Here is a 14,175-nt window from a genome sequence, read left to right on the forward strand (position 1 = left end):
CAGGCGTAATTTAGCGCTTTGCGCAAAATTAACCCGTTTGCAAGGCGCGGATGCCTTACGTTTTCGCACTGCCGGAGAGCACATTTCGCACCCCGGATGTGCAGCTACTCCCTAGGGAGTAGTGGAAAAACATCCGCGACCGCCAGCATCGCACCGGCTATCTCCACCAGCTTTTTGTTCTGATTCATCGCCATGCTGCGCAGGGTTTTATAGGCCTCTTCTTCACTGAGCTGGCGATGCTGCATCAGCAGGCTTTTGGCGCGCTCAATCTGTTTGCGTTCGTTGAGTGTTTCCCGCAGGGCCGCCAGCTCGGTATCCAGCGCCTGTAAGCGGCGCGACTGCTGTTGCACCAGCGTCAGAAGCGAACGCCCGAGCTGTGGACGCACGCCACCGCTCTCCAGCCAGCCATGATTGTCGATAAACACGGAATAGCGGCTCTCTTCTTCTTCCGGCTGCGGCATCAGGCTTTCAATATCGGCTTGTTGCTGATGGCTGGCTTGTTCAGCCGCCGCAATGCGCGCGCGGCAGTGCGCCATCAGCGTCTCCGCCAGCGTATCTTCTTCCTGCTTCATCGCATCAATGCGTTGAGTGGCGAGCGCAAACCAGCGTAAACCGCTGTCCGCCGCAAATCCCTCACGCCCGGTACAGGCAATGCGTCGCAGGCGCTCAAACTGGCTGTCGGTCTGCACCTGCTGCCAGCGCAGTCGGTGTTGCTCATCGGCAAAATCAGCAAAAGTGGCGAAGCAGCGCTCCTGGTGCTCAATCAGATCGAGCAACTTTAGCCGGGTTTCTTCGCTGAATTGACCGGCAGCAAACGCAGCGGCGGCAATCGCTCTCTCCTGCCCGGCAAACTCTTTCCCCTGCATAAAACTGAACATGGCGATCAGCGCACGGGAGATATCCGGTTCAGCGGCGGTATCGGTGAGTTCAAACACCAGCGACAGCAAATGGCGAATAATGTCGTTAAAGAAGCTCATTGCTTGAGGCAGCGGCAGTTTGCGTTGGCGGATTTGTTGGCGTAGCGCGGGCAGCAGGCTGAGCGCATAGATCACGCTGGCAACATGGCTGAACAGGCGGCTGGCCTGCGGGCTGGTTGCGATTTGACTCTCCAGCGTGTCGAGTTGTGCCAGCAGAGGTGCCTGCGCCTGGGCAACATCGCGCTCACGAAGGGAAAGCTCATCGGCAAACTGCCCTTCGCCCGCGCAAAGAAACATATTCGAGGTGCCGCGCTCGCGTTGCAACATATGCACCAGCTGGCTGATTTTGCCTACCAGCTCACCGCGTTGCAGCAGATAACGCAGGCTGTTCAGTTCACACTGGCGTGATGCCAGCAAAAAACGAATGGTGGTTGATGAGTTGGCAATCATGCGTGTACTCCCCGGAAGTCATGCCGGAGTTAATGCAAGCAACGCGCCAGGACGAAAAGTACAGGTTATACGCTTGCCTGAACCATCGCGATAATCACCGCTTCCAGCTCATCTTTGGCTTGCGCTTCGGTTATTGCGCCCTGTACCGCCGCCCATGACACCCCTTCCGCTGCGCCGAGCATGGCCCACAATGCAGCATCACGTAACGGCTGCGCGCAAAATGGCGCGAATAGCGCACGGCACTTCTCAATGAAATCGGCGGCATACTCCCGGCGTATTTTTTCCAGCTCCGGCGTGCCTGCCAGCGCGGCCAGTACGCTGGGCATTTCTCGCCCTTGCAGCAGTACGCATTCGATATAGGCAGTGGCAATCACCGTCGCCCGAGGTGCCAGTTCGGCTTTGGCAGTGCGCAGCGCATCATCCATTTTTTGGTTCTGCCGCTGATCGTATTCACGATACAGCGCGGCCAGCAGACCGGAGCGGCTGGTGAAATGGTCGTAAACCACAGGCTTGGTGACACCGGCGAGTTCAGCAAGATGGCTCAGTGTCAGCGCTTCCGTGCCTTCATCGCGAATGATTTGCCAGGCTACTGCCACCAGTTGCGTAAAACGCGCTTCCCGCGTGAGGCGCTGTCGTGTACCTGTTACGGTCATCCTCTTTCTCCGTTGACAAAGTTATATACCAAAGGTAACTTACCAATGGTAGGTTACCTTTGGTATGTAAGATTACGTCCGTTCATCGCGGATGGCAACCGAGGAGGTTTCGCATGCACGCTTTGATCGTGGTATCACACCCGCATGAAAGTTCATTAACGCACGCTCTGGCGCAGGCCGTCGCTGAAGGTATTCGTCAGCAGGGGCAACACAGCGCGGAAATCGCCGACCTGGCGCGAGAAGGATTTGACCCGCGTTTTTCGGCAGCGGATGTCGCCGCTTTCAATCAAACCGCGCCGCTGCCCGCTGATGTGCTCGCCGAACAGACACGTATCGACAGAGCCGATGCACTGGTGCTGGTGTTTCCTATTTACTGGTGGACGATGCCGGGGCTGCTAAAGGGCTGGATCGATCGCGTTTTTAGCAACGGCTGGGCCTATGCGGATGGCGGCGAAGGTAAAGTGATTAAAAAGCTCGGCCATTTGCCGATCCACCTCGTGGCGCTGGGTGGTGCCGATCGTAGAACCTTCGAAAAGCATGGTTATGCGCAATCCTGGAACACGCAAATCGCGCACGGTATTTTTGATTACTGCGGCGCGCCGGTGCTGACCAATGCCGCGCTGATGCTGCCGGATCTTGGCAGCGCGGAAGCGGCGTTGCAACAGGCAAAGGATATTGGCCGCAACGTTTTTAGCCGCCGCTCTCCGGCGGCTAAATATTTATTTAGGAGAGTTAACAGATCGCTGCGGAATAAGCGCGACAGAATAAGTATTTCACCCGCTATACCGCGAAACACTTAAGGCAAAAAAAACCGAACATGACTGTTCGGTAAGATATTTCAAGCGCGTTAGTACTACCGGATCTCATTATTGTCCGCACGTTTTACTCTCAGTCAGCAACAAAACACTTAACAATCTGTGCTTTTTTTATCGGCGCATATCATTTTTAGCAAAACGAGCTTTTTTGCTTTAAAACGAGAAAAATTACCGCCAGACATGTATTCAACAAAATATAAAGAGATAGAAACCAGGCGTTACTTTTATATACATTTAAATAAATTAAGCGCACAAATCTCTAATTTTTGAAACCGAACTGTCATATTCGCAAATTATTATGCCCGCGCTAATAGTGAGTAGCATTCCCGAGGAAAAATAAATGAATATTAAATTAAAAATGCTGACAGCCTCGATCGGTGCAGCAGTGGCAATGATGTCTTTCGCAGCGCAGGCAGAAATTACTCTGCTGAAACAGGATCCCCAGGCCGGCGACCCGCTGAGCCGTCTGAACTTTACCGTCGGTGGCTCGATCCGCCCTGAGTTCGATGACGCCATGGGCAACAGTGACAAAGGCTCGTACAAACGTAACGGTTATGACGGCGGTACCCGTTTTCGTTTCTCCTCCGATTACTATCTGTTTGATGATATTAGCTGGATTAACTATTACGAACTCGGCGTGAACATTCCGGCGCTTTTTGACTGGGATAATCACTATGCTACAGGTGCGCGGAATACGACCCGCCGCATGCTCTACACCGGGCTGAAAAGCAAAACCTGGGGGACGCTCACCTACGGTCAGCAGAACAGCATTTATTACGATGTCGTGGGTGTGAAAACCGATGTCTGGGATTACGACATGAAGGCCCAGGCTCCTGGCAATGGTATTAACGGTGACTACGACGGCTCTTATCGCTCACGTAATATGCTCAAATATAAGAAGACCGTTGGTGACGCGGATATTTATGCCTCTTACCTGTTCGATGATTCAGACTATCTGCCAGGCAACGGCACACGTTACAAACGTAAAGGCGGCGGTTCACTGGGTGTCGATTATCACCTGACTGACACCCTGACATGGGGTACGGCGTGGAACTACACCCGTGCGGAAATGAGTCTGCCGTCAACGGACGACAGCAAAACGTACGATCAGAATATCCTCGGTACCGCGCTGAGCTGGACGCCGGATAACTGGACCTTATCGTTCGGCGGCGGCTGGTATCAGAACTTCCTGCTGACCAAAAAATCCGACGTGCAAAACTACTTCGCGGGCGATGCCTGGGGGGTTGAATACTTTGCCGGTTATAAAATCCCGGTTGGCCAGTACGCGCTTAAATATGTTCAGCCGTACGTAATGGGCGACCGTCTGCAATATACCACTGGCCGCAACTATCAACGTATTGATAACGGCGTCGGTGTGACTTTCCAACTGGATTATGGTTTCCGTGTCGATTACGAACACGTGTTTACCTCCAGCACCGACAACCTGAGCGATATGAATATCGTGCGTCTGCGCTACGACTTCTGATCCTCGCGGATCCTCCCCCGCGCGTACGTGCGGGGGTTTTCCCCATCTACATTTTTCCGCGTACAGGTGTACTCGCCTCGCGCATTCTGAATGTCGGCATCAGTAAACAGTTCTTTGAACAGCACAATCTGGCGCTGCTGCTCTTCTGCTTTGTCGCTTCGCAGTCCTATCGCACCAGCAACGCCTTTATGGTGTATGCCGAAACGGTTATCGCCTCACTGAATTTCCGCGAAAACGGTCTGGATGCATTTATCGAAGCCGTCGCATTCTACGTGATTAACCGGCTGCGCCACTACCGTGAAGAATCGGTTATTGATGACGTTCCGCAATGGCTGAAAATGACCGTCGAAACAATGCATGATAAAACGCAGTTTGGCGAATATGCGCTGGAAATGCCCCACTATTCGGTGACAGTTATTGCCCGGGAGGCTAGCTACAGCAGCCCAAGCTTAATTATTAAAACCTTTAAGAAATAACTTCATTTACGCCCAATAACTATTGCAAGCAATTAACGGAAATCAATCAGTAACGGTGACGGGCACTTTTCATTGCCACCGTCACAGATGCCGCCTGTGAAGTGATCAACGCCCCCTATATCGTAAGCAGACCGGCACTATGTGAACATTCCACATCACGAATACGCCATTACCGAACGCGGCTACCGGCCCGGCAACTTCCGCGATTGGACATAACGCCCTTTGCGGCGCGCTGCGCCGCATTTTCCTGTGTCTTGATGACACTCTATTTGCCGTACCTGTGGCATGTAAACGTATCCGCCTGTAAGCAAATATCCTTCATATCTTCACTTTTGCCCGTATATTTTTTCGCCTTCGCTTTGCTATCCTCAAAAATGAGAATGAACGTTCATTACCGAGGTTTGCAAATGGCATTGAAAAGAATAATGGTGGCCGTGCTGGCATGTCTGATTGTCGCCTGCGACCAAAAACCGGAAACAAATGCAGGTGCGATGGTTGCGCAGGTTGGCGTGGTCACACTGAAGGCCGAGCCAGTAACGCTATTCAGTGATCTGACAGGGCGCGTCACTGGCACCATGGTTTCTGATGTTCGCCCGCAAGTCGATGGCATCATCAAGAAACGGTTATTTAAAGAAGGAGATGATGTTGTCGCGGGCCAGGTCCTATACGAGATTGACCCGGCAACGTACCAGGCAAGCTACGATGAAGCCGTCGCGCAGTTGCAAAATTCAGTGGCGGTTGTTAACAGCAGCAGACTGAAAGCAGAGCGTTACGCCGCGCTGGTGAAAGAGAATGGCGTATCGCGGCAGGATGCAGACGACGCCATGGCTACCTACAAACAAAACGTGGCTTCCGTCGCCCAGTATCGTGCCGCTGTGGAGAGCGCCAAAATCAACCTCGGTTACACCAAAGTCAAAGCGCCGATTTCCGGCCGCATCAGTATTTCTTCGGTTACGCCTGGCGCACTGGTCACCGCCAGCCAGACCACGGCGCTGGCAACCATCCGTACCCTTGATCCGATCTACGTCGATTTGACGCAATCGAGCACACAACTGCTGAAACTGAAAAAACAGCAGTTGCAGAACAGCGATCACAGGGTTCCCGTTACCCTGACGCTGGATGACGGCAGCCAGTATCAGCATCCAGGTATACTGGAACTGACCGAAGTCTCTGTTGATGAGTCCACCGGCAGCGTGACGCTGCGCGCCGTCTTCCCGAACCCGGAACACGATTTGCTGCCAGGCATGTTTGTGCGCGCCACTGTCACTAACGGTGTGCGCAGCGAAGCAATTCTTGCGCCGCAGCAAGGGATCACGCGTGATGCTAAAGGCAATGGCACTGCGCTGGTGGTGAATAAAGAGAATAAAGTGGAAAGCCGCGAGGTGACTACCGACCGGGTGATTGGCAATAAATGGCTGATAACCCAAGGGCTACAGAGCGGCGACCGGTTAATCACCGAAGGCACCAGCAAAGTGCATGCGGGTATGATAGTGAAAGCGGTGGAAGTCGGCGCTCCCGAATCCAGTGATGGAAACGGAGGGAAGTAATCATGCTGTCTCAGTTTTTCATCCGTCGCCCGATCTTTGCCTGGGTTATCTCGATTGTCATTATGCTGCTTGGCATTATCAGCATTAATAACCTGCCGATTGCCCAGTATCCCGATGTTGCGCCGCCGCAGATCAGTATCTCGGCCACCTATACCGGTGCGTCAGCGGAAACGCTGGAAAACAGTGTTACGCAGGTGATTGAGCAACAATTGACCGGTCTGGACGGTATGCTCTATTTCTCCTCCACCAGTACCGCGTCTACGGGCCAGGTCAAAATCACCGTCACCTTCCAGCAGGGTACCGACCCGGATATTGCGCAGGTGCAGGTGCAGAACAAAGTCCAGCAGGCGGAAAGCCGCTTACCAAATGAAGTCACCGCGCAAGGCGTTACCGTGCAAAAAGCGCAAAGCGACTTCCTACTGGTCATGGCGCTGTATGACAAGACCAACAAAAGCACCTCCTCGGATGTCTCTGACTACCTGGTCAGCAACATGCAGGATGTGTTGGCGCGTGTTAATGGCGTGGGTAACGTGCAGGTGTTTGGTTCGGAATATGCCATGCGTATCTGGATGGATCCGAACAAGCTGGCCGCCTACTCGCTGATGCCTTCCGATGTGGAAAGTGCGCTGGAGAGCCAGAACACCCAGGTCTCATCCGGGCAGTTAGGCGCGCAACCAGCAAGCGGCGAGCAGCAACTGGTCGCTACCGTGCGTTCGCGTTCGCGTCTGCAAACGCCGGAACAGTTCCGCAATATTGTGTTGAAAACCCAAACCGATGGTTCTGTTGTCCGCTTAAGTGATGTCGCCCGGGTTGAAATGGGCAGCGAAGATTACAGTACCAACGTACTGGCCAACGGCCACCCGGCCGCGGGTATTGCCATTCAACTGGCCTCCGGTGCGAACGCCTTATCCACCGCTGAACGGGTTAAAAACACCATCAATGAGTTCCGCACTTCTATGCCTGCCGGTTATGCCATTGACTACCCGCTCGACAGTACCGACTTCGTCAAGATCTCCATTGCGGAAGTGGTGAAAACCCTCGCCGAAGCGATCGCCCTTGTGATAGTGGTGATGTTCCTGTTCCTGCAAAACCTGCGCACCACCTTGATCCCGGCAATTGCCGTACCGGTGGTACTGCTAGGAACCTTCGGCGTGCTGGCGGCCTTCGGCTACTCCATCAATACCCTGACGATGTTCGGGGTAGTGCTCGCCATCGGCTTGTTGGTCGATGACGCTATCGTGGTGGTGGAAAACGTCGAGCGCGTAATGCGGGTTGAAGGGCTGCCGCCACGGCAAGCGACAGAAAAATCGATGAAGGAGATCACGGCGGCGCTGATTGGTATTGCCATGGTGCTCTCCGCCGTGTTCCTGCCAATGACCTTCTTCAGCGGTTCCACGGGGGTGATTTACCGCCAGTTCTCTATCACCATCGTCTCGTCAATGGCGCTGTCAGTGATCATCGCGTTAACGCTCACCCCTGCCCTGTGTGCCACGCTGCTGAAACCGCACAATCATGAAAATGCCGGTAAAGGTTTCTTCGGCGGGTTCAACCGCAGCTACGAGAAATTACAGGGGCGTTACCACCAGCGCATAGCGAAAGTCCTGCATGGCCCGGGCCGTTATCTGGCGCTGTACAGTGTGCTGTTAATTGGCTGCGCGGTGATGTACGTACGTCTGCCGACAGGTTTCCTGCCGACCGAAGATCAGGGCTACATCATGGTGCAGTACATGCTGGCGCCCGGTGCGACGGAGAGTCGCACCCTCGAAGTGCGTAAACAGATCCAGAACTACTTCCAGACCAAAGAGAAAAATAACGTCAACGTCAGCATGCTGATCGATGGCTTCAGCTTTGCGGGTAGCGGGCAGAACACCGGGGTGGGCTTTATCTCGCTCAAAAGCTGGGATCTGCGTAAAGGCGCAGAGAACAGTGCCGATGCGATCGCGAGGCGGGCAATGATGAACCTCGCTTCGATCCGTGATGCGCAGATCTTCGTGCTGACGCCGCCGTCAATAAGCGGCCTGGGCCAGTCGAACGGTTTCACCTTCGAGTTGCAGGCGCGCGGCGGCACCGACCGCGATACGTTGCTGAAACTGCGTAATCAGTTGCTGGCCGAAGCGGCGAAGGATCCGACGCTCTCCAGCGTGCGCCCGAACTCACTGCCGGACTTGCCGCAAGTGCAGGTTGACGTGGATGACGTGAAAGCGCAGTCGCTGGGTGTCTCTATCAGCGATATCAACAGTACTCTCAGTTCGGCTATTGGCGGAACGTATGTGAATGACTTCTCGGATCGTGGACGGGTGAAAAAAGTCTACATCCAGGGCGATGCGGCCTTCCGCAGTAAACCGGAGGATATCGATAGTTGGTTCGTACGCGGCACTGACAGCGATGGCAACAGCACCATGGTGCCGTTCTCGTCGTTTGCTTCTGCACACTGGATTTATGGTGCGGATGCACTCTCTCGCTATAACGGCCTCTCTTCCTATGAGATCCAGGGGCAGGCCTCGCCCGGCAGTAGTTCCGGGGAAGCGATGAACACCATGGAAAAACTGGCCAACGCCCTGCCTGGCGGAGCCACCACCTATGCGTGGAGCGACCTCTCCTATCAGGAACGCCTGGCCGGGAATCAGGCCATGTCGCTGTATGGTATTTCGCTGATTGTCGTCTTCCTCTGCCTGGCAGCGCTGTATGAAAGCTGGTCAGTGCCCTTTTCCGTCATGATGGTGGTTCCACTCGGGGTGTTTGGTTCTCTGTTAGCCATCACGCTGCGTGGGCTGGAGAACGATGTCTACTTCCAGGTGGGGCTGCTGACTATCATCGGCCTGTCGGCGAAGAACGCGATTCTGATCGTGGAATTCGCGGAGGAAAACTACCGGCGAGGCGAAAATCTGATGGCGGCAGCGATTCACGCTGCCACCACACGTTTACGCCCGATCATCATGACATCGCTGGCGTTTACCGCAGGTGTTCTGCCGCTGGCTATCTCAACCGGGGCTGGCGCTAACAGCCGAATCGCCATCGGGACGGGGATTATCGGGGGGACAATCGCCGCTACCTTGTTGGCCATTTTCCTTGTTCCTCTGTTCTTCGTGCTGGTCAGACGCGTATTCCCCTCCGTGCCGGAGGAGTACAAGGCAGCGCGCGAAACGACAGAAAAATCAGGAGAATAAGATGTCAGCAAGAATTTTGGCAGTATGCGTACCGTTTTTGTTGGCGGGTTGTATTTCGCTGGATCCCCATTATGACAGGCCAACTGCGCCGGTCAGCGGCAAGCTTCCTGCCGGGGAGGCTTATGCCTCCCTGAAAGGTATCCAGGGGAATAACTATCGCGATATCGACTGGCAGCAGTACATTCTTGATGCCCGCCTGCGCAAAGTAGTGGCGATGGCACTCGACAGTAGCCGCGACCTGCGGGAAGCGGTCGCCAGTGTGAAATCCGCGCGGGCGCAGTATGGCGAAGAGCGTTCGTCTCTCTTCCCGACCATCAATGCTGGGCTGAATGGTACCCGTGCCCGTTCGCTCAGTAACAGCGGCACCGGGAACCAGACCGCTCTGACCTCCAGCTATGAAGGTGATGCCAGCACCAGTTCCTTTGAGTTGGATCTGTTTGGCAAAAACCAGAGCCTGACGCGCGAGCAGTTTGAAACCTGGCTGGGTACTGTCGAAGGGGCGCGCAGCACTCGCCTGACGGTGCTCTACAACACGGTGGATTATTGGCTGACGCTGGCGGCGGATAAAAGCAACCTGGTGATTGCAAAAGAGACAGCCGAAAGCGCGCGGCAATCGATGGAAGTCACCCAGACGCAGCTTCGTCACGGCACTGCGTCAATGGTGGATGTCTCTTCCGCCGCCACGACGTACCATTCGGCGCTCGCCGATGTGGCGAAATACCAGACCAGCGTGGCGCAGGATAAAAACGCCCTCGATCTGGTGGTTGGGCAGACCGTGCCGGATAACTTGATCCCGGAAAACATTGATGCGGTGGCGAATGCGTTCAAAGAGATCCCGGCGGGTATCTCTTCCGATGTGCTGCTTAATCGTCCGGATGTGCTGGAAGCCGAGCATAATCTGAAATCGGCCAATGCCAGTATTGGCGCGGCGCGGGCGAATTTCTTCCCGAGCATCACACTGACCGCCAGCGGCGGCGCGGCAAGCAGCGATCTGTCGTCGCTGTTTAAACACGGTGCCGGGGTATGGTCCTTCTCGCCAGGTATTTCACTGCCCATCTTTACCGGCGGCTATAACCTTTCTCAGTTGAACTACACCAAAGCGCAGAAAGAGTACTATGTCGCAGCCTATGAGAAATCAGTGCAGACGGCCTTCCAGGAAGTCGCCGATGCGCTGGCGCGTCGCGGTACAATTAACGATCAACTTACCGCGCAGAAAAATAATACTAAAGCGGCCAAAGAGTATTACCGGCTGGCGGATCTGCGCTACCGCACGGGTGTGGACACCTGGTTGAACGCCCTTGATGCACAGCGCACGTTATATACGGCCAGAACCTCGCTGGTCAGCGTACAGCAGGAGTATTACACCAATCTGATTACGCTGTATAAAGTGATGGGCGGCGGTACTGCGCTGAAGGAAAAAACGGCGGAACTGCAACAGTAAAAATCCCCCCCGCCAGGCTAAGAGCCTAATAAGATAGGCTCTAAACTGTCGGGGGCATTTTCTTGACCGGAGCAGGAAGATGGATATGGGGACGAATCAACAACGCAACTGCGCGCGCAAACAGCAAATCATTGAAGCGGCAAAGGTGTGTTTCAGTGAGCACGGCTTTCATGGATGCAGTATGGCCGAGTTATTCAGCCGCTCAGGCTATGGTGCTGGCCAGCTTTATCGTGATTTTCACAGTAAAGAGGCGCTGATTAATGAGGTGGTAAAAAATGTCGCTACGGAATGGCGAGCGTTTTTATTTCGCCAGCTACGTTCTGATACGACGCTGAGCGATCTCATTAATATTGACTCCGTTTTCTGGTCCGGCTGGAGTCAGCGCGAATACTCACTGTTGCTGGAGAGTTATTCGGAAGCATCGAGAAATGAACAGGTGCGAAAAATATTAGCAGATGAAGAAGAACAGACCATAAGTTTTCTGGCCGGAAACAGCGAGATCCTGAATAGCGAAACGCAGCAACCGTTTAGCCGGGTGCAAATTCGCCTGCTGCTGACGCTTATCGATGGCTTTATTTGTCGGGTGGTTTACGATCAGCCACTCAATGAAAATGAACTGCAGCGTCTTAATACGCTGATTTTTGGCAGCCAGCCGATCTCCTGAAAGAAACGGATTTATTTCGCATGCACCGGCTTAGGTTCTGGCAGTACGGAGTATAATTTCGTGACGATTCATTGTCTGGCTCGGAAAATAAATACCCTCATAGAATGGAATGCTAATAACGCCAAGCCACCGCAAAACAAGACAATAGAATTACGACAGTCATCACGCAAATAATCGGCAGCGGCAAAATGAATTAACGAATCGTAAGGCGCTCCGTGTCATTGTGCAAAATCAGCGTGCCGTTTAAACATACTGTTGCTGGATTTGCCAGGCTGCGCCATCAGTTCAAGAATGATCGCGCCACAGGTGATGAAAAGATCTGCCCGAAAGCGGAACCCATCGGCTGGGAAAACGCGCCTTCAGCGCACGCATTCTTCCTCTTTACCGTGCCCGGCAGGGCCAGTACGCAGGTTGCCAGACGGCCAATAGAAGAGTTTGCGCCCAGGTGATCAGTGCCACATCAGCATCGCTTTCCACCGCTTTTTGCGCCAGGTTGAGGGTTATTGCGGCAGGATATCCACAAAGTCATTCACTAAAAACCGCAAATGAAAATACTGTGAAGTTAATTTTGTGCTGATCATCATACTTTTTTAGCAAGATAATTTTACTCGCACAAATTTATAAAACTAAGAATTTTCAATTATTACACTCAAAATTCCTAACAACACCCTTGCCTAAGAATAAATATCATGAAATATATAAAAACAGTGGTGAAACACCCCGTAATATCCGCTTTATCCGGAGCCTTATTCCTTTGTATGCAACCCAGTCTTGCTCATGCTGCAGACGCCTTCAGCGCCGACTCCCCGTGGATGTTTGGCGACTGGGGTGGCACCCGCACCGAGCTACAGAAAGAGGGGATCGATTTCCAGGTGAATTACACCATGGAAGCCGCATCAAACCTGGCTGGCGGCTATAACACCTCAACGACAGCGCGCTACAGCGATCAGCAGGCATTTGGCGTTAATCTCGATCTGCAAAAACTACTCAACTGGCAGGATACCGAGTTCCAGTTAACCATCACCAACCGTGACGGGCAGAATGTTGCCAATCAGGTCGCCGATCCGCGTACCGGCATGCTCTCTTCCCCACAGGAAGTGTACGGCCGTGGGCAGACCTGGCGTCTGACACAGTTCTGGCTACGTAAAGGCTTCTTTGACGATGTGCTGGATGTGAAAGCCGGCCGCGTGACCGTTGGCGAAGATTTCGATAATTTCGACAGTAAGTTCCAGAACCTGGCGTTCGGCAGCGGCCAGGCGGGTAACTGGCGCGGCGATCACTGGTACAACTGGCCGGTATCCCAGTGGGGCGGCCGTGTGCGCATTAATTTCACGCCGGAAGTCTTTATGCAGGTCGGTTTCTACAATCAGAACCCGTATAACTACGATCGCGGCGACGGTTTCCGTTTTGAATTCAGCCCGACAGAAGGCAACCTGGTTCCGGTAGAACTGGGCTGGAAACCGCAGCTCGGTGCGGACAAACTGCCGGGGAACTACCGTATTGGTTACTACTACTCGTCGACCAATGATAATGTTTACGGATCATGGCGCGATGGAAGTTATCAGGATACCGCCCACTCTTACGGCGGCTATATCCTTGCCCAGCAACAACTGACCGCGCAGGGCGGTTCCAGCGATCGCGGTATTACACTAACTGTTCAGGCGGTGATGAATGACCACAAAACATCAAAAACTGATAATTATCAGTCGATTGCGTTGACGTGGAAAGGGCCGTTTGACGCGCGTCCACAGGATGAAATTGGTATCGGCGCAGGCCGTATCCATATCAACTCCTCCTACACCCGCATGCTGGGCGATGAGAACAGCTTCAACGGTGAAACAGACTACAACAGCCTGGCCTATCTGCCGGTTCAGGACGGTTCCGAGTATAACTATGAAATCTATTACAACATTCAGGCGACGAAATGGCTGCAAATTCGCCCGAACCTGCAATATATTTCCGCACCGGGCGCAGTCAGCCAGGTTGATGACGCCTTTGTTGGCGGCGTGACGGCAAACATCAATTTCTGATCCCCATAAAGCAAAAATCCACGCTACGGCGTGGATTTTTGCGCTTAAAACAGAGAAGGAGATTTGCCCAACTGCATAAACAGTCCGAGCCAATCTTCCATATGCCAGGTTTTTGTCACGCGCTCACCGTTAAGTTCATGCATCTCATGCAAACGGATGCGTACAAATTTCCCCGTCGCTTCCATCCCCATAAACGTTCCCTGATGTGTCCCGGTAATCTCCGCGCGCACGGCAATCTTACCGGGAAGCTGCATCAGATCCTGAATGACAATCTGCACATCGGGAAAAGCCGCGATAAAGCTTCTGATGATAGGTTTTAGCCCTTGCGGCCCGTCAGCCTGGCCGGGAGCCAGCGGAATATCCTGCCAGTCTGGCGTCACTGCCTCATCGAGCAGATCGGGGTTTTGCAAGCTAAACGCCTGATAGATTTTTTCCACCGCCTCGCGCTCGCGCGCAAGACGATTTGCCGTTTCATTATGGTCTGACATCACTACCTACCTCACACGCTGACGATTTTGCATTGGTTTAT

At 53.6% G+C, this 14,175-nt stretch carries 9 protein-coding genes and 3 pseudogenes; 8 read left to right on the forward strand and 4 right to left on the reverse strand.

The genetic code is table 11. The features are described from left to right. Window positions 1-104: 104 nt before the first annotated feature. Together BM427_RS08920 and BM427_RS08925 are read right to left on the reverse strand one after the other, a co-directional pair. Window positions 105-1,367: a nitrate regulatory protein gene (locus BM427_RS08920; RefSeq protein WP_090120973.1), complete on the reverse strand. Its 1,263-nt coding sequence runs from the start codon at window positions 1,365-1,367 to the stop codon at window positions 105-107. Between the two features lie 65 nt (window positions 1,368-1,432). Then, window positions 1,433-2,020, reverse strand: a complete 588-nt coding sequence (locus tag BM427_RS08925; RefSeq protein ID WP_090120975.1) for a TetR/AcrR family transcriptional regulator — start codon at window positions 2,018-2,020, stop codon at window positions 1,433-1,435. Between the two features lie 113 nt (window positions 2,021-2,133). Between BM427_RS08925 and BM427_RS08930 the strand changes: the two are divergent. From BM427_RS08930 to BM427_RS08960, 7 genes and pseudogenes are all read left to right on the forward strand, one after another. Beyond that, window positions 2,134-2,715 (forward strand): annotated as a pseudogene (locus BM427_RS08930) (NAD(P)H-dependent oxidoreductase); the annotation flags it as partial. A 460-nt stretch (window positions 2,716-3,175) separates the two neighbouring features. Next, complete coding sequence (locus BM427_RS08935) at window positions 3,176-4,321, forward strand: porin (protein ID WP_090120976.1); 1,146 nt, start codon at window positions 3,176-3,178, stop codon at window positions 4,319-4,321. 74 nt (window positions 4,322-4,395) lie between these two features. Continuing rightward, window positions 4,396-4,850: pseudogene (locus tag BM427_RS08940) on the forward strand (transcriptional regulator ChbR); the annotation flags it as partial. A gap of 354 nt (window positions 4,851-5,204) precedes the next feature. Further along, the gene (locus BM427_RS08945; protein WP_090120978.1) at window positions 5,205-6,344 is read left to right on the forward strand and encodes an efflux RND transporter periplasmic adaptor subunit; all 1,140 of its coding nucleotides are present in this window, start codon (window positions 5,205-5,207) and stop codon (window positions 6,342-6,344) included. A 2-nt stretch (window positions 6,345-6,346) separates the two neighbouring features. Beyond that, window positions 6,347-9,511 (forward strand): efflux RND transporter permease subunit, encoded by a 3,165-nt coding sequence (locus BM427_RS08950; RefSeq protein WP_090120980.1) that lies wholly within the window; start codon window positions 6,347-6,349, stop codon window positions 9,509-9,511. Between the two features lies 1 nt (window position 9,512). Further along, window positions 9,513-10,952, forward strand: a complete 1,440-nt coding sequence (locus tag BM427_RS08955; RefSeq protein WP_090120981.1) for an efflux transporter outer membrane subunit — start codon at window positions 9,513-9,515, stop codon at window positions 10,950-10,952. Between the two features lie 85 nt (window positions 10,953-11,037). Beyond that, window positions 11,038-11,616 carry a TetR/AcrR family transcriptional regulator gene (locus BM427_RS08960; protein WP_167518563.1) on the forward strand — a complete coding sequence of 193 codons (579 nt, stop codon included), beginning with the start codon at window positions 11,038-11,040 and terminating at the stop codon, window positions 11,614-11,616. Between the two features lie 218 nt (window positions 11,617-11,834). Here the strand turns inward: BM427_RS08960 and BM427_RS26490 are convergent. Then, window positions 11,835-12,111: pseudogene (locus tag BM427_RS26490) on the reverse strand (phosphoheptose isomerase family protein); the annotation flags it as partial. Window positions 12,112-12,305: 194 nt separating this feature from the next. On the opposite strand from BM427_RS26490, the gene BM427_RS08970 reads away from it, so the two are divergent. Next, window positions 12,306-13,646, forward strand: a complete 1,341-nt coding sequence (locus BM427_RS08970; protein WP_090120984.1) for a carbohydrate porin — start codon at window positions 12,306-12,308, stop codon at window positions 13,644-13,646. Between the two features lie 44 nt (window positions 13,647-13,690). Here BM427_RS08970 and BM427_RS08975 read toward each other — a convergent pair whose 3' ends face one another. Further along, window positions 13,691-14,134, reverse strand: a complete 444-nt coding sequence (locus BM427_RS08975) for an ester cyclase (RefSeq protein WP_090120985.1) — start codon at window positions 14,132-14,134, stop codon at window positions 13,691-13,693. Between the last annotated feature and the right edge of the window lie 41 nt (window positions 14,135-14,175).

This window comes from Kosakonia arachidis, assembly GCF_900116535.1.
Lineage (GTDB): Bacteria > Pseudomonadota > Gammaproteobacteria > Enterobacterales > Enterobacteriaceae > Kosakonia > Kosakonia arachidis.

What these genes read in the sequence shown, in the direction of transcription:
- BM427_RS08920 (WP_090120973.1), bottom strand. Translation starts at nt 1,367, where the DNA reads ATGATTGCCAACTCATCAACCACCATTCGTTTTTTGCTGGCATCACGC.
- BM427_RS08925 (WP_090120975.1), bottom strand. Translation starts at nt 2,020, where the DNA reads ATGACCGTAACAGGTACACGACAGCGCCTCACGCGGGAAGCGCGTTTT.
- BM427_RS08935 (WP_090120976.1), top strand. Translation starts at nt 3,176, where the DNA reads ATGAATATTAAATTAAAAATGCTGACAGCCTCGATCGGTGCAGCAGTG.
- BM427_RS08945 (WP_090120978.1), top strand. Translation starts at nt 5,205, where the DNA reads ATGGCATTGAAAAGAATAATGGTGGCCGTGCTGGCATGTCTGATTGTC.
- BM427_RS08950 (WP_090120980.1), top strand. Translation starts at nt 6,347, where the DNA reads ATGCTGTCTCAGTTTTTCATCCGTCGCCCGATCTTTGCCTGGGTTATC.
- BM427_RS08955 (WP_090120981.1), top strand. Translation starts at nt 9,513, where the DNA reads ATGTCAGCAAGAATTTTGGCAGTATGCGTACCGTTTTTGTTGGCGGGT.
- BM427_RS08960 (WP_167518563.1), top strand. Translation starts at nt 11,038, where the DNA reads ATGGGGACGAATCAACAACGCAACTGCGCGCGCAAACAGCAAATCATT.
- BM427_RS08970 (WP_090120984.1), top strand. Translation starts at nt 12,306, where the DNA reads ATGAAATATATAAAAACAGTGGTGAAACACCCCGTAATATCCGCTTTA.
- BM427_RS08975 (WP_090120985.1), bottom strand. Translation starts at nt 14,134, where the DNA reads ATGTCAGACCATAATGAAACGGCAAATCGTCTTGCGCGCGAGCGCGAG.